We start from the raw sequence: 20,721 nt of genomic DNA on the forward strand, positions 1-20,721 counted from the left end.
GTGGCCCCCATTCCCGGCAGTGGCCTCGCCAAGGGCCTGGCCGTCACCCTGCGCACGATGACCCGGAAATCGGTCACCGAGCAGTACCCGGACGCCCTGCCCGAGCTCCCGCCCCGCACCCGCGGTGTGATCGGCCTGTTCGAGGAGAACTGCACGGTCTGCATGCTCTGCGCCCGTGAGTGCCCCGACTGGTGCATCTACATCGACTCCCACAAGGAGACCGTCCCGGCGGCGGCCCCGGGCGGCCGCGAACGCAGCCGCAACGTCCTGGACCGCTTCGCCATCGACTTCTCCCTGTGCATGTACTGCGGTATCTGCATCGAGGTCTGTCCTTTCGACGCCTTGTTCTGGTCCCCGGAGTTCGAGTACGCCGAGACCGACATCCGTGACCTCACCCACGAACGCGACAAGCTCCGCGAGTGGATGTGGACGGTCCCGGCCCCGCCCGCTCTCGACCCCGGCGCGGAGGAACCGAAGGAGATCGCCGCCGCCCGAAAGACCGCCGAGAAGCTCGCCGCCGCCCAGGCCGAGCCGGGGGAGGGGGAGTCGTGACCTTCCTCGCCCAGGCGCCGCACGGCTTCCTGTCCCCGACCGGGGTGGAGATCGCCTTTCTCCTCGTCGGCCTGGTCACCTTCGGCGCCGCCCTCGTCACGGTCACCACCCGACGGCTGGTGCACGCCGCCCTGTGGCTGGTGGTCACCCTCGGTGGTCTCGCCGTCGAATACCTGCTGCTCACCGCCGAGTTCATCGCCTGGGTGCAGGTCCTCATCTATGTGGGTTCCGTAGTCGTCCTCCTTCTCTTCGGTCTGATGCTCACCAAGGCCCCGATCGGCCGGTCCCCGGACGCCGACTCCGGGAACCGCTGGGCCGCGCTGGCCGTCGCCGTGGCCGCCGCGGCCGCCCTGGTCTGGGTGGTCGTGGACGCCTTCCGCACCACCTGGATCGACCTGGACGGCGCCGCCGCCGGTTCGACGAAGGTCACCGGTGAGAGCCTCTTCCAGAACTGGGTCCTGCCCTTCGAGGCCCTCTCCGTACTCCTCCTCGCGGCCCTGGTCGGCGCGATCGTCCTGTCTCGGAAGACGAAGGCGGACTCGGCCCCGCCCCCTGTGAACGGCCGGGCCGTCACGCAGAGTTCCCCCTCCGTCACGGATTCGGGGATTCACCCGATCGAGCAGGAAGGCGCCCGCTGATGCACCTCGCCTATCCCGCCGTCCTCTCCGCCCTCCTCTTCTGCACCGGCCTGTACGGCGTCCTGGGCCGCCGCAACGCGATCCTGGTCCTGATGTCGGTCGAGCTGATGCTCAACGCCGTCAACCTCAACCTCGTCGCCTTCGACGTCTGGCTGAGCAAGGCCGCCCGGGACACCCTGCACTCCGGTCAGGCGCTGACCCTTTTCACCATCGCCATCGCCGCCGCCGAGATCGGCATCGGCCTGGCGATCGTCCTCGCCGTCTACCGCAGCCGCGGCAGCTCCGACATCGACCGGCTCCGCGACACCGCCGAGGGCCACGAGCAGGGCACGCCCACGGACGGGACGGCCGACGAGAAGGCTGAGGCCACCGGGTGACCACGACCAACCTCGCCGTCCTCGTCCCCCTCCTGCCGTTCCTGGCCGCCGCGGCCGGCCTGCTCGTGGGGCGCACGGCCCCCGGCTTCGTCCGTCCGCTCGCGGTCCTGCCGACGCTGGCCGCACTCGCGCTGGCCATCGCGGTCGCCGTCGACCAGGCCGGCGACCGGGCCGTCGACGCCCACACCCAGCTCACCCCGACCGGCTCGGTCCCGATCGAACTCGCCCTGCACATCGACGGCTTCGCCGCCCTGGTCGCCGTCCTGGTCGTCTTCGTCGCCGTCTGTGTGCAGATTTACTCGACCGGCTACCTGCGCGACGACCCTCGCTACCCCTCGTACGCCGCCCTCGTCTCGCTCTTCACCTCCGCGATGCTGCTGGTCGTCTACTCCGGCGACCTGATCGTGCTACTGGTCGGCTGGGAAGTCATGGGCATCTGCTCCTACTTCCTGGTCGGCCACTACTGGGAGACCCCCGAAGCGCGCGCCGCCTCCGTCAAGGCCTTCCTGGTCACCAAGCTCGGCGACGTGCCGTTCCTGATCGGCCTGTTCGCGCTCGCCACCGACGCCGGGTCCTTCCGCATCACCACCATCCTCGGCACCGTCGCGAACGGCGGACTGCACCACCCGGCCCTGGTCGCCCTGCTGCTCCTGTGCGGTGTGGCGGGCAAGTCGGCCCAGTTCCCGCTGCACACCTGGCTCCCCGACGCCATGGCGGGCCCCACCCCCGTCTCCGCACTGATCCACGCCGCCACGATGGTCGCCGCCGGGGTCTACTTCGTCGCCCGTCTCCTTCCCGTCTTCGAGGCCAGCGCGGCCGTGATGATCGTCCTCGCCGTCATGGGCGCCGTCACGATGGTCGGTTCGGCCCTCGCCGCACTCGCCCAGGACGACATCAAGCGCGTGCTCGCCTACTCGACGATCGGCCAACTCGGCTACATGACCGGCGCCCTCGCCGTCGGCGACCGCGGTGCCGCCGTCTTCCACCTCCTGTCCCACGGCGCCTTCAAGGCGCTGCTGTTCCTCGCGGCCGGCGTGATCATCCACGCGGCCGGCACCAACTCGCTGGCCGTCATGTCCCGCACCTCCGGCCTTCGCGAACGTGTCCCGGACGCCTACTGGACGATGACCGTGGCGCTTCTCGCGCTCGCCGCGATCCCGCCCTTCAGCGGCTTCTTCTCCAAGGAGTCCGTCCTGGGTGCCGCCGAGCACGCGGCCACCGGCCACACCGCGCACGCACCCGGCAGCGCCGGCTGGATCGTCCTCGTCGCCGGCCTGGTCACCGCCCTGCTCACCGCCGCTTACGCGACCCGGTTGTGGCTGCTCGCCTTCCGGGGCCGGGGCACCGAGGCTCCGGACCACGGCAGGCAGCCGCTGTCCATGACCGTGGTGCTGTGGGTCCTGGCCGTCCCGTCCGTCGCCTTCGGCGGGTTCGCCTACCGGTCGCTGCCCGGCTGGTTCGACGGCCGTGACCTCACCCCGACCCCGACCACCACGATTCTCGGCACCGGCCTCGCGCTCGTCGGCGGACTCGTCACCTACGGCGCATGGCAGCGCACCAGGGTGCTGGCCGCCCGCTCCCCGATCGGGGCCGTCGCCGCGCACCCCGAGGGCGATGCCGGACTGGTCGAGGCCGAGGCCATCGCAGCCCACGAGCCCGCGTTCGGCGACGTGGCCTACGCACCCGACCCGGCGGACCCCGGCCGGCTGCTGCTCGGCCCGCTCCGCCGGCACGCCGCCGAAGGGTTCCACCTGGACGCCGTGTACGACGTGCTGTTCGTCCGCCCGGTCCTGGCCGCGGCGAGTCTCGTCCAGTTCCTCGACCGCGAGGTCGTCGACACCTACGTCCGCGGCGCGGCCGCCGCACCACGGCTGCTCGGCGCCGCCGTACGGCGCGCCCAGACCGGCAACGTCCAGACCTATGTGAGCGCGCTGCTCGCCGGCACTGTCGTCCTGGCGGTCGCCGTCCTCCTCGTCGCCACGGGAGTGTGAGCAGGCGTGATCAATATCAGCGAGTCCGTGATGCAGTTCCTTCTGGCATTGATCGTCGTAGGCCCGCTTCTCGGCGCCGTCGCCGCCCTGCTCCCCGCCCCGCCCGGGCTGAAGGGGAAGTCACCCGAGCAGGCCGTGCTCCGCCACGGCGTGACCGTGACCGGGGCGATCCTCATCGCCGCGCTCGTCCTAGCGCTCGGCTTCGACCACGACCATCCGTCCAGGATGCAGGCCACGACCGACATCAGCTGGATCCCCGCACTCGACGTGCGCATCCACCTCGGCATCGACGGCATCTCCCTCCCCCTCGTGGTCCTCACCGCGCTGCTGACCTTCCTCTGCGCGCTCTACTCGTACTTCAACATGCCTGCGGGCCCTTCCTCGAAGGCCTTTGTCGCACTGTTGCTCGTCCTGGAGTCCGGCACCCTCGCGAGCTTCGCCGTCCTCGACCTGCTGCTGTTCTTCCTCGCGTTCGAGATGGTCCTCATCCCGATGTACTTCCTCATCGCCCGCTGGGGCGGCGAGGGGCGGACCCAGGCCGCCTGGAAGTTCATCCTCTTCACCCTGCTCGGGTCCGTCGTCATGCTGCTCGGCCTGCTCCTGATCGGAATCAAGGCGGGCACGTTCGACATGGTGGCACTCGCCACTGACAACGGCCGGTCACTGACTACATCCGTACAGGTCATCGCTGCTCTGGCGATCGGGATCGGGCTCGCCGTCAAGACCCCGATGTGGCCCCTGCACAGCTGGCTGCCGGACGCCCACACCGCCGCTCCCACCGTCGGCTCGGTCCTGCTGGCCGGTGTCCTGCTGAAGATGGGTACGTACGGGTTCGTTCGTATCCTGCTGCCGATCGCGCCGGACGGATTCCGCACCTTCGCGCCGTACCTCGCCGCCCTCGCCGTGGTCGGGATCATCTACGGCTCACTGGCCTGCCTGAACCTGGCCAAACGGGGCGCGCGGGGCGACCTCAAGCGCCTGATCGCCTACTCCTCCGTCGGCCACATGGGCTTCGTCCTGCTCGGCATCGCCACCATGACCCCGACCGGCGTCAACGGCGCCCTGTTCGCCAACATCGCCCACGGCCTCATCACCGGCCTGCTGTTCTTCCTGGTCGGCGGCCTCAAGGACCGCACCGGCACCACCGACCTCGACACCCTGGCCCTCCCGGCGCCCGACCACCACCCCTCAACAAGCCGCTCCGCCGCGCCGGATCGCCTCCAAACCGGCGCCGCGCTGTACGGCAAGGCACCGCGCCTCGGCGGCCTCCTCGCCTTCGCCGCCGTCGCCTCGCTCGGACTGCCCGGACTCGCCGGGTTCTGGGGCGAGATGCTCGCCCTGTTCGGCGCGTTCAAGCCCGCCGCCGACCTCAGCCGCCCCGCCTTCCTCACCTTCATGGCGATCGCGGCCTTCGGCACCCTGCTGACGGCCGCGTACATGCTGGCCGTGGTCCGCCGCGTCTGCATGGGCGCCGTACCGCAGGACATGCCGAAGCTGGCGGACGTCCGCACCTACGAGTTCGCGGCCTGGACCCCGCTCGTCGCCCTCACCGTCGTCGCCGGACTGTGGCCCAAGGCCCTGCTCGGGCTGACCGACCCGGCCGTGCAGCAGCTCCTCGCAGGAGGCACCCGATGAGCGCCCTGGCCCAGCCGCTGGCCACGAACCTCGTCCAGTCCGTCGACTGGCTCGCCATCGCCCCGCCCACCCTTCCCGCTGTCGTCGCACTCGCCGTCCTGGTCGCCGACCTGTTCGTGCCCGAGGCCAGAAAGCCGCTCCTCGGCTGGGTCTCGGTCGCCGGACTCGCCGCGGCCACCGTCCTGCTGCTGCCGCTCCTGGCCCACGACCGCAGCACCTTCTGCCTGACGGGCCTCACGCGCGCGTGCAGTTACACGGCCGACCGGTTCACCCTGGTCGTGCAGTTCCTGGTGCTCGGCGGCGCCCTGCTCACGGCCCTGCTGTCCGTCACCACCCTGAAGGACGGCAACCGCCGCTATCCCCAAGGCGAGTTCTGGTTCCTGCTGCTCTCCGCGGCCGCCGGCGCCGCCCTGCTGCCCGCCTCCCGCGACCTCGCCACCCTGATCGTCGCCCTGGAGGTCGCCTCCCTGCCCGCCTTCGCCCTCGTCGGCATCCGGCACGGCGACAGGAGGTCCTCGGAAGCCGCCCTCAAGTTCTTCCTGTCCTCGGTGACCGCGACCGCCGTCAGCCTCCTGGGCGTCAGCTTCGTGTACGCCACCACCGGCAGCCTCTACCTCACCCAGGTCGCCGACCGCATCCAGCACGTCGACGGCCAGCTGCACACCCTCGCCCAAACGGGTGTCGTCCTCACCCTTGTGGGTTTCGCGTTCAAGACAGCCGCCGTCCCGTTCCACTTCTGGGTCCCCGACACCTACGTCGGCGCCCCGCTCCCCATCGCCGCCTACCTGTCGGTCGTCGGCAAGGCCGTCGGCTTCTCCGGCCTGATCCTGGTCACCGTCGTAGCCTTCCCGTCATACGCCGACGTCTGGGGCCCCGCACTCGCCGCCCTGGCCGCCCTCACCATGACCGTCGGCAACGTCGCAGCCCTGCGCCAGCAGGCCACGCGCGCGTACAGCGCGGTACGGCTGCTGGCCTGGTCATCGGTGGGCCAGGCCGGCTATCTGCTCGTGCCGATCGCCGCCGCCGGATACGCCAAGAACCCCCAGAAGGCCATCGGCTCCACCGTCGCCTACGCCCTCATGTACGCGGCAGTGAACCTCGGCGCCTTCGCGGTGGCCGCCCTGGTAGGCCGAACGAAGGAACTCAACCGGCTCTCCGACTACCGGGGCCTGTACCGCAAGAACCCGCTGACCGCACTGCTCCTGGCGTTCTTCCTGCTGTGCCTGGCCGGACTCCCGCCCGGCATCATCGGACTGTTCGCCAAGGTCACCGTCTTCTCGGCTGCCGTCGACGCGGGCCTCGGCTGGCTGGCCGTCGTCATGGCCGTCAACGTCGTGATCGCCCTTTACTACTACCTCCAGTGGACGGCCCTGCTGTTCCGCGCCCCCGAAGGCGAGACCACCAGGCACCACCTGCCGGCCCCCCTCACGGCCGCGCTCGCCCTCACCGGCGCCCTAGGCGTCGCCCTGTCCGGAGCGCCCCAACTGGTGCTCCGCTTCGCCGCCACCGGCCTGTTCTGACGCCTTCACGCGCGCGGGCCATCACGCGCGCGTAGGCGCGGCTCTCACCCGGACGGCTCACGCGGCGCACAGCGGACACAAGGGAACTAGTGGCCGCCGCCTGGCGTTGACCAGTGCGGGAGGGTCCACTGGACGTGACACCACGACACCGGTGGCATCGCAGATCGAAAGGCAGCACCGCAGGCAAAGGGTTCCCCTGCCGCACGACTTGGAGGGCGTACCGTGCACCGCCGGCACAACGGGCTCAGGACCGCAGTTCTCCTCGGGGGACTGTCGGCACTCATCATCGTCATCGGCAGCCTCTTCGGCCGAACGGGTCTGATCGTCGCGGTCCTCGTCGCCCTCGGTACGAACGCGTACGCGTACTGGAACAGCGACAAGCTGGCTCTACGCGCGATGCGCGCCCGCCCGGTGAGCGAGTTCGAGGCCCCGGCCCTGTACCGGATGGTCCGCGAACTCTCCACCCAGGCCCGCCAGCCCATGCCCCGCCTCTACATCTCCCCGACGGAGGCCCCGAACGCCTTCGCGACCGGCCGCAACCCTCGCAACGCCGCCGTGTGCTGCACCGAGGGCATCCTGCGCATCCTGGACGAGCGCGAACTGCGCGGCGTCATCGGCCACGAGCTCAGCCACGTCTACAACCGCGACATCCTCATCTCGTCGGTCGCCGGCGCCCTCGCCTCGGTGATCATGTTCCTGGTCAACTTCGCCTGGCTGATCCCGATCGGCCGCTCGGACGACGACGACGGCCCCGGCATCCTCGGCATGTTGCTGATCATGATCCTGGGCCCGCTCGCCGCCACCATCATCCAGCTCGCCATCAGCCGCTCCCGGGAGTACGAGGCGGACGCCTCCGGCGCCCAGCTCACCGGCGACCCGCTCGCCCTGGCCAGCGCTCTGCGCAAGCTGGATGCCGGCACCAAGCAGCTTCCGCTGCCCCCCGAGCCACGGATCGAGACCGCGAGCCACATGATGATCGCGAACCCCTTCCGCCCGGGCCAGGGACTGACCAAGATGTTCTCCACGCACCCGCCCATGGCGGAGCGGATCGCCCGGCTAGAGAAAATGGCAGGTCGCCCGCAGTGAAGACCATCCTGAACGTCATTTGGCTCGTACTGAGCGGCTTCTGGCTGTTCCTCGGCTACCTGCTGGCGGGCGTGCTCCTCTGCGTCACGATCATCGGCATCCCGTTCGGCCTGGCGGCCTTCCGTATCGCTGTCTACGCCCTGTGGCCCTTCGGGTACACGACCGTCGAGCGGCGGGACGCGGGCGCTCCCTCCTGTGTCGGCAACGTCCTGTGGCTGGTCCTCGCGGGCTGGTGGCTGGCCCTCGCCCACATCGTCACCGGTATCGCGATGTGCCTGACGATCATCGGGATCCCGTTCGGTATCGCCAACTTCAAGCTGATCCCCGTCTCCCTGCTCCCGCTGGGACGCGAGATCGTGCCCACGGACCAGCCGTTCGCCACCCGCTGACCACACGTCACCTCGTGGCGCGCGAGTTGTCCACAGGCCCGCACCCGGGCCGGGGTTGTCCACAGGCCGCCGCAAATGTCAGTGGCGGCCTGCATCATGAAGCCATGACCGAGATCGAGCAGTTGCTGACACGGGTGACCGTGCAGGCCCGCGACTTCCGTCCGTGGGGCTGGCCTTCGCTCCCCGCGCCCGTCGACGCCACCACGCTCGACCGCGCTCGGGAGGCCCTCGGCTTCTCTCTGCCACCTCTCCTCGCCGCGCTCTACGAGCAGGTGGGCGACGGAGGCTTCGGCCCGTCGTACGGCCTGTTGCCCCTGCTCGACGCCGCCCCCTCCGGCGAACCGGCCGCCGTCGCCCAGTACCTCACCAACCGCGAGTACGGCCGCAGGAACCCGGAGTGGCCCTGGCCGGAGGGCGTCCTGCCCATATCCCACTGGGGCTGCGGTATGTATGCGTGCGTGGACTGCCGCATCCCGGAGGCCGCGGTCCTGCTCTACGAGCCGAACGCCGACGGTGCCGACTGCGCCTGGTTCGTGGACGCGCCCTCCCTCACCGACTGGCTGTGCGTCTGGCTGAACGGCACGGGCTGGTACGAGGAGACGGACGAGGGCACGGATCTGGCGCCGTGGGACGACTTCCGGATACGCACGGCTCCGGGGCGGGCCTCCTGAGAGACAGGTCTTCTGAGAGACCAGGTCTCTCCTGAGAATCGGCCCTCCTGAGCGCGCTCGCCGCCTGCCGTGGCGTGCTCTCCACCGCAGGCTTCAGGCCACAGCCCGCCGTGACCGCCCACCGAGCCGGCGCCCATCGCGTGACCGCTCACCGAGTCGTCGCCCGCCGAGTCAGCGCTCGCCGCCGTACGTGACAGACGCGGCCGCCGGCTACCGGGCCGCTATCCACCGCCGTACGGCGTACGCCACCGCACCCACGGCCAGCACGGCCGCTCCTGTGGCCACCGACACCACCGGCAGCGCGAAGGCGAGCGCCGCACAGCCCAGCAGCCCCACCACCGGAACCACACGCGCACGGGGGGCCGGATCGAGTGTCCAGGCCGAGGCGTTGGCCACCGCGTAGTACGCCAGCACACCGAAGGAGGAGAATCCGATGGCGCCCCGGACGTCCACCGTCGCCGCCGCCACGGCGACCACCACGCCGACGGCCAGCTCGGCGCGGTGCGGCACCTGGAAACGCGGATGCACGGCGGCCAGCGCCGGGGGCAGATGGCCGTCACGGGCCATGGCCAGCGTGGTCCGTGACACCCCCAGGATGAGCGCCAGCAGCGAGCCGAGCGCGGCCACCGCCGCCCCCACCCGCACCACGGGCACCAGCCCCGGCACCCCGGCCGCCCGCACCGCGTCGGCCAGCGGCGCCCCGGCCCGTCCCAGCGCGTCGGCGCCCAGCACGGAGAGTGCGGCCACCGCCACGCACGCGTACACCACCAGCGCCATACCCAGGGCCAGCGGAATCGCGCGCGGGATGGTGTGCGCCGGGTCCCGCACCTCCTCGCCGAGGGTCGCGATCCGCGCGTACCCGGCGAACGCGAAGAACAGCAGACCGGCGGCCTGAAGCACCCCGCCCACACCCGATGACAGCCCGATGTCCAGCCGCCCGGCGTCCGCTCGCCCGGACGCCAGGCACACGACCACCACGGAAGCGAGGACCGCCAGCACGACGGCCACGATCACCCGTGTCAGCCAGGCCGACTTCTGGATACCCCCGTAGTTCACAGCGGTCAGCGCCACCACCGCCGCGACCGCCACCGCGTGCGCCTGCCCCGGCCAGACATACGCGCCCACGGTGAGCGCCATCGCCGCGCAGGACGCCGTCTTCCCGACGACGAACGCCCAGCCCGCGAGGTATCCCCAGAAGGCACCGAGCCGCTGCCGCCCGTACACGTAGGTGCCGCCCGACTGCGGGTAGCGGGCGGCGAGACGGGCCGAGGACATGGCGTTGCAGTAGGCGACCAGGGCGGCGACGGCCAGCCCGGGCAGCAGCCCCGACCCGGCCGCGCGGGCCGCCGGGCCCAGGGCCGAGAACACACCGGCCCCGATCATCGAGCCGAGGCCGACGACCACGGCGTCGCGCACACCGAGCGTGCGCCGCAAACCGGGAGGGGAGGACGTCATGCGCCGCACCCTACTGATCGCCGCAACCGCGCGGTATCGCCGTGGCGTCCTCGTCAACGACAGAGCACGAACAGACGCGCGACGGCCACCTGCGGATGGCTCGGACAGCCTGTCCGGCACAGTCGGCCCAGAACAAAATCACAGGGCCGGAACAGTGCGAACACAGCGCGGAAGGGCAGGTTCAGGGCATGGGCATCATCGGTTGGATCATCCTGGGGCTGTTGGCCGGCGCCATCGCCAAAATCCTGCTGCCGGGACGCGACCCGGGCGGCTTCATCGGCACGACCCTCATCGGCATAGTGGGCGCGTTCCTCGGCGGCTGGATATCGGCCCGCTGGCTGGACCACCCCATCACCAAGAACTTCTACGACGGCGCGACCTGGCTGGCGGCGATCGGCGGCTCGCTGGTCCTGCTGATCGTCTACCGCCTCCTGTTCGGCAATTCGCGCGACTGAGCCCCGGCCACGGCCGGCAGAGGAGAAGAGTGGGCGCCCTGGTGCCCACCCTTCTCGTACCTCGGCCGATGGTGACTACCGGTAGTTCACGAACTGGAGTGCGAAGTCGAAGTCCTGGCCCTTCAGGAGCGTGATCACGGCCTGGAGGTCGTCGCGGTTCTTGGAGCTGACGCGCAGTTCGTCGCCCTGGACCTGGGCCTTCACACCCTTGGGGCCCTCGTCGCGGATGACCTTCGCGACCTTCTTCGCGTTCTCCTGGGAGATGCCCTCCTCGATCGACGCGAAGATCTTGTACTCCTTGCCGGAGAGTTGCGGCTCACCAGCGTCCAGCGCCTTCAGCGAGATGCCGCGCTTGATCAGCTTCGACTGGAAGACGTCGAGGATCGCCTTGACCCGCTCCTCGGAGTTCGCCTCCATCAGGATCTTCTCGCCGGACCAGGCGATCGAGGCGCCCACGCCCTTGAAGTCATAGCGCTGCGAGACCTCCTTGGCGGCCTGGTTGAGGGCGTTGTCGACCTCCTGCCGCTCGACCTTCGAGACGATGTCGAAACTGGAGTCGGCCATGTCCTGTGGCTCCTTGTATCGGGGGGCGTAACGGGATGCGTTCCGGCGCGCGACGGCGGGCCGCGCCTGGTGTGGGGACCGGGCCGCATCCGCACTAGCCTAGCCACCCCACGTCTCGCGAGCGCGGATCAATCGGGTGGCGGAGCAGCCCTCGGGATCGGGTATTGTTTACGTCGTTGCCAGGAAGCACCGCCGAAAGCGGTTCGACTTGGTGGCAGACCCCGGCGGTGTGCCCGAGCGGCCAAAGGGAGCAGACTGTAAATCTGCCGGCTCAGCCTTCCCAGGTTCGAATCCTGGCGCCGCCACTTCGGGGAAGACCCCCTCTGGACTGTGGAAACACAGACCGGAGGGGGTCTTTTCGTTCTGTCATGGGGGTACGTCGAGTGGAGACGTGGCGTGCAGCGGCGTCGGGGCGCGCTTCTGAGGGCGTGTCATCCCGGCGAATGGAAAATCTGCACCCGGCCGACTCACGGTTGCAGCCAGCGACCCAGCCAGCGACCCGGCCAATGACCCGGCCGGTGATCCAATCGGTGCTCCACGAGGACGTGGAGGCGGGCCGGACCGAGGGGATGACGACACCGCGCTACCGGGGCCCGCACCACCGACACCGGGGACATCCGGATCAGCCGTCCTTGGGCCCCCACGGCCCCCGGTACGTGTGCCACACCCCCGGGCACACTGAACGCATGTCCTCCCGACGTAGAACCTGTCCGGTCTGCCGCCGCGAAATCGCTGTCGTCGCGGGACGCTTCGCACGGCACGACCCGCCCGGGGCGCGGGAGACCGGCGACCTGGTCTCCTGCTCGGGCTCGCGGCGGCAGGCCCAACTCGGGGCGGTCCAGCCGTCGTTGGACGGTCACGCCGTGCCGGACTTTCCCGGGCAGCTGCCGCTCTTCTGAGAGCTCCGCCCGGCCGCCGTCACCGTCACAAGTCCCAACGGCCGGGCGGCGACTTCAGTTCCCGGCCACCGACTTCACGGCCACCGGGATCGGCGTCGAGCCGCTGATCAGCTCCAGGGTCAGACCGGCTGTCGCCACCGTGTCTACCAACTCCGCGAGTACGGCGGCCACGTCGTCGCGCGGGATTTCACCCGGGCCCGTGTGCGCCTCCAGACGCACCAGGCCCGTGCCCGGCTCGTTCGTCAGCGAACCGGGGCGCAGGATCGTCCAGTCCAGGGCGCTCTGCCGGCTGATGTACGCGTCGGCCTCGCCCTTGGCCCGCAGATACACGTCGAAGACCCCGTCACCCTGGTGCGCCGGATCCGCGCCCATCGTCGAGACGACCACGAAACGGCGCACGCCCGCGCGCACGGCCGCGTCCGCGAACAGCACCGCCGCGCCTTTGTCCACCGTTTCCTTGCGGGCCGGGCCGCTGCCCGGGCCCGCGCCCGCCGCGAACACCGCCGCGTCCGCTCGCTGCAGATGAGCCGCGACCTCCTCGACCGACGCCGACTCCAGGTCGAGCAGCACCGGTTCGGCACCGGCTGCCCGCAGATCGTCGCCCTGCTCGGCTTTCCGGATGATTCCCGCGACCTCGTCCCCACGCGCGGAGAGCAGTCGCTCCAACCGCAGCGCGATCTGACCATGACCACCAGCGATGACAATGCGCATGTTTCCGACCGTACGCCCGAAGGCCCGCATCCGCCGCACGACTTCATGTGCCCCCACGCGCCCGCGCAGGTCCCGTCGAGCGCCAGAGGTAGGGGTTCGAGCCCCCCGTGGACACGCTCCTCTGCGCCGCGCGCTCCCGCGCACTCACCCGCACACCGGCGCCCGCGCTCCCGACACGCCCCCAGCGCCACGCCCCAGCGCCCACGCCCAGGCGCGCGCCTCAGGCGCCCGGGCCCCCGGAGTTCGCGCCGCCCGGAGTTCGCGAGCCTGCCCGCGTCCGCCGCCGCGCGCCCGCCCCCCGGAGCTGCGCCCGCCTCTGAGCCGCTGCCCCCGCACTGCCACCACCACGAGCCCGGCCCTTCGCCCACGCCCGCTACCCGCTCCCGCTCGCACTCCCCAGATAAGCGCCCGGCGCCTCCGCCCCGGGCGCCCCCTCAGGACACGTCCCCCCGCCCCCGCCCCTGCCGAGGCAGCCCCAGCTCCGCTGTCGCCGCCGAGTTGCAGTACTCGCGGACCGCGCTCGTGCGTGCCACCACGCGCCCCTCGTGCACCACGATCCGGCTGTAGGCGAGGGAGAGGGCACCGGCCAGGTGGTCGCCGCGTACGGCGAGGAGTTCGGCGGGGAAGCCGGCCTCGACGCGGACCTCGGGAAGGCCGAGGGCAGCACGGGAGGAGGAGCTCACGGTGTCGTAGGCGTCCTCGGGGCGCAGGCCGTGGCGGGAGGCCAGGAGGTAGGCCGCCTCCAGGGGATCGCCGCGGCCGACGGGGTTCGACAGGTCGCGCAAGGCCCCGCTGCCTGCGGCGACCCGCACCCCGGCCCCGCGCAGCAGCCGTACCGGAGCCGTGCCGCGCCGGTCGACGGAGCCGCAGCCGCCCTGGGGCAGGCACACCACCGTGACGCCGGCCGCGGCGAGCTGGTCCGCGACCCGGGCGGCCGCCTCACCGGGCAGGCGCGCGAGCCCGGCGCACGGGCCGAGTGTCACGCCGGGGCGCATGCCGCCCGCCATCGCCGCGAGCCTAGCCAGTCGGGCCGGGTCGACGGCGTCCGTGTGCAGATCGACCGGGCAGCCATGCTCGGAGGCCACCTCCAGCACGGCCTCCGCATAGCCCGTGGGATCGGGGTCCAGGTCAGGACAGCCGCCCAGCACGGATGCGCCCATCTTCGCGGCGTCCCGCAGTATCGCCAGCCCCTCGGCGCCGGCCACCCCGGTCAGCACGCGTGGCATTGCGACCGCCGACAGCTCCGCCAGCCCGCGCAGCGAGCGGCGCGCCTGGAGAACGGCGGCAAGGGCCGCCAGCCCCTGGACGTCGCCCACGCGCACATGCGCACGTACCGCCGTCGCGCCATGGCCGAGCTGCAACAGTGCCGCCTCCGTGGCGCGGCGCTGGACGTCCTCGGGTTCGCACGAGACAGGGCCGCCGCGACCGGCGGAGAGAGCGGTGTCGCCGTGGGCGTGTGGTTCGGCCGGGGCCGGGAGGAGGAGGTAGCCGCTCAGGTCCACGCGCGCGCCGCACGCGCGCGCCGCACCCGGCGCCAGGCTGCCGGCCGTACCGACCGCCTCGATGCGTCCGCCGCCCAGCCGTACGTCGACGGTCCGGCCGTCGGTGAGCCGCGCCCCGCACAGCAGGAGCCCGGTCGGTTCGGACTGTCCCGAGGAACCCGGGGAGTTGGACGACGACGAAGGCGGCTGCGGGTGGCTGTCGGGCATCGCGCTCCAGGAAGGTCGGTCCAGGTGGGGGACTCAAGATCACGCAGAGTGAGTCGAGCCTAGGGTGGCGAACCGCGCGGGGCGGGGAGGAGCGCAATAGTCGTACCGGCGTCGTCGGACCGGTCCGGACCGGTTCGGTACGCGCGCGTGAGGAGCGCCTGGAGCGGCCAGGGAGGCTGCCGTGAGCCGGGCGGAAGAGGCCCGGTAGGGCGGCGGGAAACGGATTTGGGTGAACGGCGGCCGAGCGTGTAATGTCTTCATCGCTCGCCCCAATAGCTCAGTCGGCAGAGCGTCTCCATGGTAAGGAGAAGGTCTACGGTTCGATTCCGTATTGGGGCTCTGGTGTGAGAGGTCCCGTCGCGAGGCGGGACCGATCTCATCAAAGCGGTGTAGCTCAGTCGGTAGAGCAAGCGGCTCATAATCGCTGTGTCACCGGTTCAAGTCCGGTCACCGCTACTGACAGTAGCCGATTGCGGGGTCGGTCCTTCGATCGGCTACTCTTGCTTGCGTTGAATCAGTCCATCCGTTCGTCTTAGGAGCACTCACGTGGCTGCCACCGACGTCCGCCCGAAGATCACGCTGGCCTGCGTGGAGTGCAAGGAGCGGAACTACATCACCAAGAAGAACCGGCGTAACAACCCGGACCGTCTTGAGATGAAGAAGCACTGCCCGCGTTGCAATGCGCACACCGCGCACCGCGAGACGCGATAACAACAGGCTCGTTCGTGAGGCCGTCCCCGACTCGGGGGCGGCCTCACGGCGTTTCGGCAGATGGCTTTCCCGCTAGTTTGTGGGGCATCACAGCAGACATCAGGAGGTGCCGGGCCAATGGCGCTCGACCAGTCCTTTGTGGGACGGACCTACCCACCCACCGAGCCCTACGAGGTGGGCCGGGAGAAGATCCGTGAGTTCGCCGAGGCGGTCGGCGACCCCAACCCCGTGTACACGGACCCGGAGGCCGCCAAGGCGCTCGGCTATTCCGACGTGATCGCCCCGCCGACGTTTGTCTTCTCGATCACTTTCCGTGCGGCCGGGCAGGTCGTCGAGGACCCGCAGCTGGGCCTGGACTACAGCCGGGTGGTGCACGGCGACCAGAAGTTCGCCTACCGGCGTCCGGTGCGTGCCGGCGACCGGCTGTCCGTCACCTCGACGATCGAGGCCGTCAAGTCCCTCGCGGGCAACGACGTCATCGACATCCGCGGCGACGTCCACGACGAGGCGGGCGAACTCGTGGTGAGCGCCCTGACCAAGCTGGTGGCCCGCGCGGCGGACGCAGAAGAAGGCGAGGCGTGAGGATCCGATGACATCGAAGATCGCGTACGAGGATGTCGAGGTCGGCACCGAACTGCCCGCCCAGACCTTTCCCGTGACCCGCGCCACGCTGGTGCGGTACGCGGGTGCCTCCGGGGACTTCAATCCCATCCACTGGAACGAGAAGTTCGCCAAGGAGGTGGGTCTGCCGGACGTCATCGCGCACGGCATGTTCACCATGGCCGAGGCGATCCGCGTGGTCACCGACTGGACCGGCGACCCGGGCGCGATCGCCGAGTACGGCGTCCGCTTCACCCGGCCCGTCGTCGTCCCGAACGACGACCAGGGCGCCCTGATCGAGGTCAGCGGCAAGGTCGCGGCCAAGCTCGACGACAACACCGTGCGCGTCGACCTGACGGCGATGAGCGCCGGGCAGAAGGTGCTGGGCATGTCGCGCGCGGTTGTACGGCTTAGCTGAGCCGAGCCCGAGCCCGAGCCCGAGCCCGAGCCCGAGCCCGAGCCGCTCGAGTTCGAGCCGAGCTGCGCCGGCAGTGAGCCCGCGCGTGCTTGCGGTAAGGGGTGCCCTCCATGGCGGGGCGCCCCTTACGTGTCGTTGCCCCGGGGGGCACGGCAGGGGTCCACGGGCGAGGGGGCAGGGGCGGGCTGACCCCCCTGAACCGTCCGCAGGCGACGACCCCTTGACGTAGTTAGTGATTGAGCACTAACTTACTCGCATGGTCAGGATGAGTGCCGAGGAGCGACGCGAGAGTGTCATCCGCGCGGCGATCGCCGAGTTCTCGCAGAGGGGCTACTACGGCACCTCCACCGAGGCGATCGCCAAGCGGGTCGGGGTTTCGCAGCCGTATCTCTTCCGGCTCTTCCCGGGCAAGAAGGCGATCTTCGCCGCCGCCTCGCAGCGCTGCATCGACGAGATGCGCGAGGTCTTCGAGAAGGCGGCCGAGGGGCTGGAGGGCGAGGAAGCCCTGTGTGCCATGGGTGCGGCGTATGTGCAGTTGATCCTGGAGCAGCCGGAGCGGCTCCAGATGCAGATGCAGACGTACATCACCGTCGCCGCCGCGGAGGCGGAGGGGGAGCGGGAGTTCGGTGAGCTCGTGCGGGCCGGCTGGCTGCGGCTCTGGGACACCGTCCATCTGCTCTCCGGGGCCGACGTCGACGACACCACGAGCTTCATGGCCAAAGGGATGCTCATCAACACCTACGCGGCCATGGGGTTCCCGCTCGAGCACCGGGTCTGGCAGGGGATTTACACGGCTGCCAAGGTCACGAGGCGGCTGGAGAAATAGCGCGCAGCGTCACGGGGGAGAGGCGGTCCGCCGGCCTCGGCCCCGTCCCTTACATGGGCGCGAAAGTTAGTGACTAATGACTAATAGCTAATCAATGCTTGGAACACGCTCTGGGGGAGCGATGTCACAACCAACGGCACAAAAGACCGCGCAAAAGACCGCGCAAAAGACCGCACGCCGTGGGGGCGCCGTATGGGCGCTCGTCATCACCAGCGTCGCCGGATTCATGGCGGCCCTCGACAACCTCGTCGTCACCACCGCACTGCCCTCCATTCGTGAGGACCTCGGCGGCGCCCTGGACGACCTCGAATGGACGGTGAGCGCCTACACGCTCACCTTCGCCGTCCTGCTGATGTTCGGCGCGGCCCTCGGCGACCGCTTCGGCCGCCGTCGGCTCTTCCTCGCCGGACTCACCATCTTCACCGGCGCCTCCGCCGCCGCGGCCATGGCACCCGGTATCGACTCCCTGATCGCCGCCCGCGCGGTGCAGGGTGTCGGCGCGGCCGTGATGATGCCGCTGACGCTCACCCTGCTGACGGCGGCCGTGCCCGAGGCCAGGCGCGGGATGGCGTTCGGCATCTGGGGCGCCGTCAACGGGCTCGCGGTCGCCTCCGGGCCGCTCATCGGCGGCAGCCTCACCGAGCATGTGTCCTGGCATTGGATCTTCTGGCTGAACGTCCCGCTCGGCCTGGCCCTGCTGCCGCTCGCCCGTCTCCGCCTCGCCGAGTCCCACGGCACCGGCGCCCCGCTCGACGTCCCCGGCACCCTCCTCGCCAGCGGTGGTCTCTTCGGGATCGTCTACGGCCTGGTGCGCGGCCCCGCCGACGGCTGGTCCAGCTCCCTCGTGCTCACCGGGCTGTTCGCGGGCGCCGCCCTGCTCGTCGGCTTCGTCATCCATGGCAGCCGCGCCAAGAACCCGATGCTGCCGATGCGGCTCTTCCGCTCCCGCGCCTTCTCCGGGATCAATGGGGCCAGTCTGCTGATGTTCCTCGGGATGTTCGGCTCGATCTTCCTGCTCAGCCAGTACATGCAGGGGGTCCTCGGATACTCGCCCACCGAGGCGGGCCTCAGGATGCTGCCCTGGACCGGCATGCCGATGCTCGTCGCACCGATCGCCGGGATTCTCTCCGACCGGATGGGCGGTCGCCCGGTCGTCGCCGCCGGGCTCTTCTTCCAGGCGGCCGGGCTCGCCTACATGGCATCAGTAGTCACCGCGCACGCCTCCTACGGCGCTCAGCTGCCGGGTCTGATCAGCAGCGGTATCGGTATGGGGCTGTACTTCGCCCCCGCCGCCAACCTCGTGATGTCCGCCGTACGTCCGCGGGAACAGGGCATCGCCTCCGGCACCAACAACGCGCTGCGCGAGGTCGGCGGTGCGCTCGGCATCGCCGTCATGTCGTCCATCTTCTCCGCCCAGGGCGGCTACGAGAGCGCCCAGAGCTTCGTGGACGGGCTACGGCCCGCCCTGGTCACCGGCGCGGCCGTGGTCGCCCTCGGAGGGCTGGCCGCCCTGCTCATCCCCGGCCGGCGGCGTGGCGCGCGGGTGGTGACCGAGGGGGAGCCGGCCTCGGCGCCGGTGACCGTCGGCAGCTGACGGCACGCGCGCGTGGGCCCCGTTCCCGGTGGCCGGTGGGACGGGGCCCACGCGCGCGTGCTCTCGTGACGGCGGGAGTGCCGGTGGCGTCTCGTAGTCTTGGGCGCGTGCAGGAACTCCACGACGCCCCCCTCGCCCCCCTCACCACCTTCCGGCTCGGCGGCCCCGCCACCCGGCTGCTCACCGCGACCACCGACGCCGAGGTGATCGCCGCCGTCCGTGAGGCCGACGACAGCGGGACCCCGCTGCTGGTCATCGGCGGCGGTTCGAACCTGGTCATCGGCGACAAGGGCTTCGACGGCACCGCCCTGCGCATCGCCACCACCGGCTTCGAACCGCGCGGTACGACGCTGGAGCTGGCGGCCGGCGAGGTGTGGACCGACGTGGTCGCCCGCACCGTCGAGGCGGGCCTCGCGGGCATCGAGTGCCTCGCCGGGATCCCGGGGTCCGCGGGCGCCACGCCCATCCAGAACGTCGGAGCGTACGGCCAGGAGGTCTCCTCGACCATCACCGAGGTCATCGCCTACGACCGGCGGGCCGGCCAGACGGTGACGCTGACCAACGAGGAGTGCGCGTTCTCGTACCGGCACAGCCGGTTCAAGGCCGACCCCGAGCGGTATGTCGTCCTACGCGTGCGCTTCGAGCTGGAGGACGCCGACGGGCTGTCGGCACCGGTGCGGTACGCCGAGGCCGCGCGGGCGCTCGGAGTGGAGCCGGGGGACCGGGCGCCGCTCGCGCACGCACGCGAGGCCGTCCTCAAACTGCGTGCCGGGAAGGGGATGGTGCTCGACCCCGAGGACCACGACACCTGGTCGGCGGGGTCCTTCTTCACCAACCCGATCCTCACGGACGAGCAGTTCGCCGCCTTCCACGCGCGCGTGTACGAGCGGCTCGGGGACGGCGCCGAACCGCCCGCCTACCCGGCGGGGGAGGGGCGTACCAAGACCTCGGCAGCCTGGCTGATCGACAAGGCCGGGTTCGGCAAGGGATACGGCAGCGGGGCGGCCCGGATCTCCACGAAGCACACGCTGGCGCTGACCAATCGGGGCGGGGCCACGACCGAGGACCTGCTGGAGCTGGCGCGTGAGGTTGTCGCGGGTGTTCACGAGGCGTTCGGTGTGACGCTCGTCAATGAGCCTGTGACCGTGGGCGTGAACTTGTAGCGGTCCGTACCGACTTTCGGCGGTCGTGTCGGGCCGCGGAGCCTGGGCGCCCCTTGCGGGACGCTTCAGTAGGCCACTCCCACCCCCTGCTTCACCGTCCCCCCGTCCTCGATCATCGACAGCATCGCGTGGGCCACGTCCGCCCGTGCGATGAAACGTCCCTTCGTGGGAAAGCCGCCGATCACCGTGCGGTAGGTGCCGGTGAGGGGCTTGTCCTGGAGGCGGGGTGGGCGGACCGACGTCCAGTCGGTGCCGCTGCGGGACAGCTCCGCCTCCATCTCGCGCAGGTCGTCGTAGACCGGCTTGAGGATCCTGCCGACCAGGCCGCGCGCGGTGCGGTCGAGGAGACCGTCGGCCGGTTCCGGACCCACCGGGGCCGCGCTGACCACCACAACGCGCCGGACCCCCTCGGCCTGCATGGCGGCCAGGACCGTGCGGGTCAGGCGGGCGGCGACCCCGGCGTCCCCCCGGCCGCGCGGGCCCAGACCGGAGAGGACCGCGTCCCGGTCGGCGACTGCGGGGCGGACCGCATCGGCGTCGGTGAGGTCCGCGCGGACCAACTCCAGGCCGGGGCCGGTCACGGTCAGCCTGGCGGGGTCGCGGACGACCGCCGTGACCCGGTGCCCGGACACCAGCGCCTGGCGGACGATCTCCCGGCCGATCCCACCGGTCGCGCCGAAGACAGTGAGGTTCATGACTGCTCCCGTGTGCTCATGCGTCAGGGGTGGGTGAGTATTCACCCACCCGCGCTCGGTCT

At 70.8% G+C, this 20,721-nt stretch carries 22 protein-coding genes and 3 tRNA genes; 20 read left to right on the forward strand and 5 right to left on the reverse strand.

Annotation, left to right across the window (positions count from 1 at the left end; translation table 11 throughout):
* The 9 genes from ABZ396_RS19955 to ABZ396_RS19995 all read left to right on the forward strand — a co-directional run bounded on the left by ABZ396_RS19955 (position 1) and on the right by ABZ396_RS19995 (position 8,859).
* A complete protein-coding gene (locus tag ABZ396_RS19955; protein WP_358926926.1) occupies positions 1-552 on the forward strand; it encodes an NADH-quinone oxidoreductase subunit I in 552 nt (183 codons plus the stop codon).
* Positions 549-1,190 (forward strand): NADH-quinone oxidoreductase subunit J, encoded by a 642-nt coding sequence (locus ABZ396_RS19960; protein WP_358926925.1) that lies wholly within the window; start codon positions 549-551, stop codon positions 1,188-1,190. Before ABZ396_RS19955 ends, ABZ396_RS19960 begins: the two co-directional genes overlap by 4 nt.
* Positions 1,190-1,567 carry an NADH-quinone oxidoreductase subunit NuoK gene (gene nuoK / locus ABZ396_RS19965; protein ID WP_358926924.1) on the forward strand — a complete coding sequence of 126 codons (378 nt, stop codon included), beginning with the start codon at positions 1,190-1,192 and terminating at the stop codon, positions 1,565-1,567. The genes ABZ396_RS19960 and nuoK overlap by 1 nt, the downstream gene beginning before the upstream one ends.
* A complete protein-coding gene (locus ABZ396_RS19970) occupies positions 1,564-3,558 on the forward strand; it encodes an NADH-quinone oxidoreductase subunit L (RefSeq protein WP_358926923.1) in 1,995 nt (664 codons plus the stop codon). Before nuoK ends, ABZ396_RS19970 begins: the two co-directional genes overlap by 4 nt.
* A gap of 6 nt (positions 3,559-3,564) precedes the next feature.
* Positions 3,565-5,193, forward strand: a complete 1,629-nt coding sequence (locus ABZ396_RS19975) for an NADH-quinone oxidoreductase subunit M (RefSeq protein ID WP_358926922.1) — start codon at positions 3,565-3,567, stop codon at positions 5,191-5,193.
* Positions 5,190-6,713: an NADH-quinone oxidoreductase subunit N gene (locus ABZ396_RS19980; RefSeq protein WP_358926921.1), complete on the forward strand. Its 1,524-nt coding sequence runs from the start codon at positions 5,190-5,192 to the stop codon at positions 6,711-6,713. The genes ABZ396_RS19975 and ABZ396_RS19980 overlap by 4 nt, the downstream gene beginning before the upstream one ends.
* Positions 6,714-6,935: 222 nt before the next feature.
* Entirely contained in the window at positions 6,936-7,799 is an 864-nt protein-coding gene (gene htpX, locus ABZ396_RS19985) for a zinc metalloprotease HtpX (protein WP_358926920.1), read from the forward strand.
* Positions 7,796-8,188 carry a YccF domain-containing protein gene (locus tag ABZ396_RS19990; RefSeq protein ID WP_358926919.1) on the forward strand — a complete coding sequence of 131 codons (393 nt, stop codon included), beginning with the start codon at positions 7,796-7,798 and terminating at the stop codon, positions 8,186-8,188. Before htpX ends, ABZ396_RS19990 begins: the two co-directional genes overlap by 4 nt.
* Before the next feature lie 104 nt (positions 8,189-8,292).
* The gene (locus ABZ396_RS19995; protein WP_358926918.1) at positions 8,293-8,859 is read left to right on the forward strand and encodes an SMI1/KNR4 family protein; all 567 of its coding nucleotides are present in this window, start codon (positions 8,293-8,295) and stop codon (positions 8,857-8,859) included.
* A gap of 210 nt (positions 8,860-9,069) precedes the next feature.
* On the opposite strand, the gene ABZ396_RS20000 is transcribed toward ABZ396_RS19995, so the two are convergent.
* A complete protein-coding gene (locus ABZ396_RS20000) occupies positions 9,070-10,314 on the reverse strand; it encodes an amino acid permease (RefSeq protein ID WP_358926917.1) in 1,245 nt (414 codons plus the stop codon).
* Positions 10,315-10,502: 188 nt separating this feature from the next.
* Between ABZ396_RS20000 and ABZ396_RS20005 the strand changes: the two genes are divergently transcribed.
* Positions 10,503-10,769: a GlsB/YeaQ/YmgE family stress response membrane protein gene (locus ABZ396_RS20005; protein ID WP_358926916.1), complete on the forward strand. Its 267-nt coding sequence runs from the start codon at positions 10,503-10,505 to the stop codon at positions 10,767-10,769.
* A 75-nt stretch (positions 10,770-10,844) separates the two neighbouring features.
* Here the strand turns inward: ABZ396_RS20005 and ABZ396_RS20010 are convergent, their stop codons facing one another.
* Complete coding sequence (locus tag ABZ396_RS20010) at positions 10,845-11,333, reverse strand: YajQ family cyclic di-GMP-binding protein (RefSeq protein WP_358926915.1); 489 nt, start codon at positions 11,331-11,333, stop codon at positions 10,845-10,847.
* A 223-nt stretch (positions 11,334-11,556) separates the two neighbouring features.
* Here ABZ396_RS20010 and ABZ396_RS20015 point away from each other — a divergent pair.
* Positions 11,557-11,638, forward strand: a tRNA-Tyr gene (locus ABZ396_RS20015).
* A 381-nt stretch (positions 11,639-12,019) separates the two neighbouring features.
* Positions 12,020-12,232, forward strand: a complete 213-nt coding sequence (locus ABZ396_RS20020) for a hypothetical protein (RefSeq protein ID WP_358926914.1) — start codon at positions 12,020-12,022, stop codon at positions 12,230-12,232.
* 54 nt (positions 12,233-12,286) lie between these two features.
* Here ABZ396_RS20020 and ABZ396_RS20025 read toward each other — a convergent pair whose 3' ends face one another.
* Together ABZ396_RS20025 and ABZ396_RS20030 are read right to left on the reverse strand one after the other, a co-directional pair.
* Positions 12,287-12,943, reverse strand: a complete 657-nt coding sequence (locus tag ABZ396_RS20025) for an SDR family oxidoreductase (RefSeq protein ID WP_358926913.1) — start codon at positions 12,941-12,943, stop codon at positions 12,287-12,289.
* A gap of 434 nt (positions 12,944-13,377) precedes the next feature.
* The gene (locus ABZ396_RS20030; protein ID WP_358924075.1) at positions 13,378-14,652 is read right to left on the reverse strand and encodes an amidohydrolase family protein; all 1,275 of its coding nucleotides are present in this window, start codon (positions 14,650-14,652) and stop codon (positions 13,378-13,380) included.
* Positions 14,653-14,918: 266 nt separating this feature from the next.
* On the opposite strand from ABZ396_RS20030, the gene ABZ396_RS20035 reads away from it, so the two are divergent.
* The 8 genes from ABZ396_RS20035 (at position 14,919) to ABZ396_RS20070 (ending at position 19,964) form a co-directional block, all read left to right on the forward strand.
* Positions 14,919-14,991, forward strand: a tRNA-Thr gene (locus ABZ396_RS20035).
* 44 nt (positions 14,992-15,035) lie between these two features.
* Positions 15,036-15,108, forward strand: a tRNA-Met gene (locus tag ABZ396_RS20040).
* 90 nt (positions 15,109-15,198) lie between these two features.
* The gene (gene rpmG, locus ABZ396_RS20045) at positions 15,199-15,363 is read left to right on the forward strand and encodes a 50S ribosomal protein L33 (protein ID WP_003948671.1); all 165 of its coding nucleotides are present in this window, start codon (positions 15,199-15,201) and stop codon (positions 15,361-15,363) included.
* 117 nt (positions 15,364-15,480) lie between these two features.
* A complete protein-coding gene (locus ABZ396_RS20050) occupies positions 15,481-15,945 on the forward strand; it encodes a MaoC family dehydratase N-terminal domain-containing protein (protein ID WP_358924077.1) in 465 nt (154 codons plus the stop codon).
* 7 nt (positions 15,946-15,952) lie between these two features.
* On the forward strand, positions 15,953-16,381 hold the full coding sequence (locus tag ABZ396_RS20055; protein ID WP_358924079.1) for a MaoC family dehydratase: 429 nt from the start codon (positions 15,953-15,955) through the stop codon (positions 16,379-16,381).
* A 256-nt stretch (positions 16,382-16,637) separates the two neighbouring features.
* Positions 16,638-17,207 (forward strand): helix-turn-helix domain-containing protein, encoded by a 570-nt coding sequence (locus ABZ396_RS20060; protein WP_358924081.1) that lies wholly within the window; start codon positions 16,638-16,640, stop codon positions 17,205-17,207.
* 121 nt (positions 17,208-17,328) lie between these two features.
* Positions 17,329-18,801, forward strand: a complete 1,473-nt coding sequence (locus ABZ396_RS20065) for an MFS transporter (RefSeq protein WP_359185242.1) — start codon at positions 17,329-17,331, stop codon at positions 18,799-18,801.
* Between the two features lie 107 nt (positions 18,802-18,908).
* The gene (locus ABZ396_RS20070; RefSeq protein WP_358924148.1) at positions 18,909-19,964 is read left to right on the forward strand and encodes a UDP-N-acetylmuramate dehydrogenase; all 1,056 of its coding nucleotides are present in this window, start codon (positions 18,909-18,911) and stop codon (positions 19,962-19,964) included.
* Positions 19,965-20,029: 65 nt separating this feature from the next.
* Here the strand turns inward: ABZ396_RS20070 and ABZ396_RS20075 are convergent, their stop codons facing one another.
* Entirely contained in the window at positions 20,030-20,659 is a 630-nt protein-coding gene (locus ABZ396_RS20075; RefSeq protein WP_358924083.1) for an NAD(P)H-binding protein, read from the reverse strand.
* Between the last annotated feature and the right edge of the window lie 62 nt (positions 20,660-20,721).

It is taken from the genome of Streptomyces sp. NPDC005866 (assembly GCF_040629895.1).
Lineage (GTDB): Bacteria > Actinomycetota > Actinomycetes > Streptomycetales > Streptomycetaceae > Streptomyces.

Bases quoted from the DNA above. Each gene is read 5' to 3' on its own strand.
- nuoK (WP_358926924.1), top strand. From the start codon at position 1,190: ATGCACCTCGCCTATCCCGCCGTCCTCTCCGCCCTCCTCTTCTGCACC.
- ABZ396_RS19980 (WP_358926921.1), top strand. From the start codon at position 5,190: ATGAGCGCCCTGGCCCAGCCGCTGGCCACGAACCTCGTCCAGTCCGTC.
- ABZ396_RS19995 (WP_358926918.1), top strand. From the start codon at position 8,293: ATGACCGAGATCGAGCAGTTGCTGACACGGGTGACCGTGCAGGCCCGC.
- ABZ396_RS20000 (WP_358926917.1), bottom strand. From the start codon at position 10,314: ATGACGTCCTCCCCTCCCGGTTTGCGGCGCACGCTCGGTGTGCGCGAC.
- ABZ396_RS20005 (WP_358926916.1), top strand. From the start codon at position 10,503: ATGGGCATCATCGGTTGGATCATCCTGGGGCTGTTGGCCGGCGCCATC.
- ABZ396_RS20010 (WP_358926915.1), bottom strand. From the start codon at position 11,333: ATGGCCGACTCCAGTTTCGACATCGTCTCGAAGGTCGAGCGGCAGGAG.
- ABZ396_RS20020 (WP_358926914.1), top strand. From the start codon at position 12,020: ATGTCCTCCCGACGTAGAACCTGTCCGGTCTGCCGCCGCGAAATCGCT.
- ABZ396_RS20025 (WP_358926913.1), bottom strand. From the start codon at position 12,943: ATGCGCATTGTCATCGCTGGTGGTCATGGTCAGATCGCGCTGCGGTTG.
- ABZ396_RS20030 (WP_358924075.1), bottom strand. From the start codon at position 14,652: ATGCCCGACAGCCACCCGCAGCCGCCTTCGTCGTCGTCCAACTCCCCG.
- ABZ396_RS20050 (WP_358924077.1), top strand. From the start codon at position 15,481: ATGGCGCTCGACCAGTCCTTTGTGGGACGGACCTACCCACCCACCGAG.
- ABZ396_RS20055 (WP_358924079.1), top strand. From the start codon at position 15,953: ATGACATCGAAGATCGCGTACGAGGATGTCGAGGTCGGCACCGAACTG.
- ABZ396_RS20060 (WP_358924081.1), top strand. From the start codon at position 16,638: ATGGTCAGGATGAGTGCCGAGGAGCGACGCGAGAGTGTCATCCGCGCG.
- ABZ396_RS20065 (WP_359185242.1), top strand. From the start codon at position 17,329: ATGTCACAACCAACGGCACAAAAGACCGCGCAAAAGACCGCGCAAAAG.
- ABZ396_RS20075 (WP_358924083.1), bottom strand. From the start codon at position 20,659: ATGAACCTCACTGTCTTCGGCGCGACCGGTGGGATCGGCCGGGAGATC.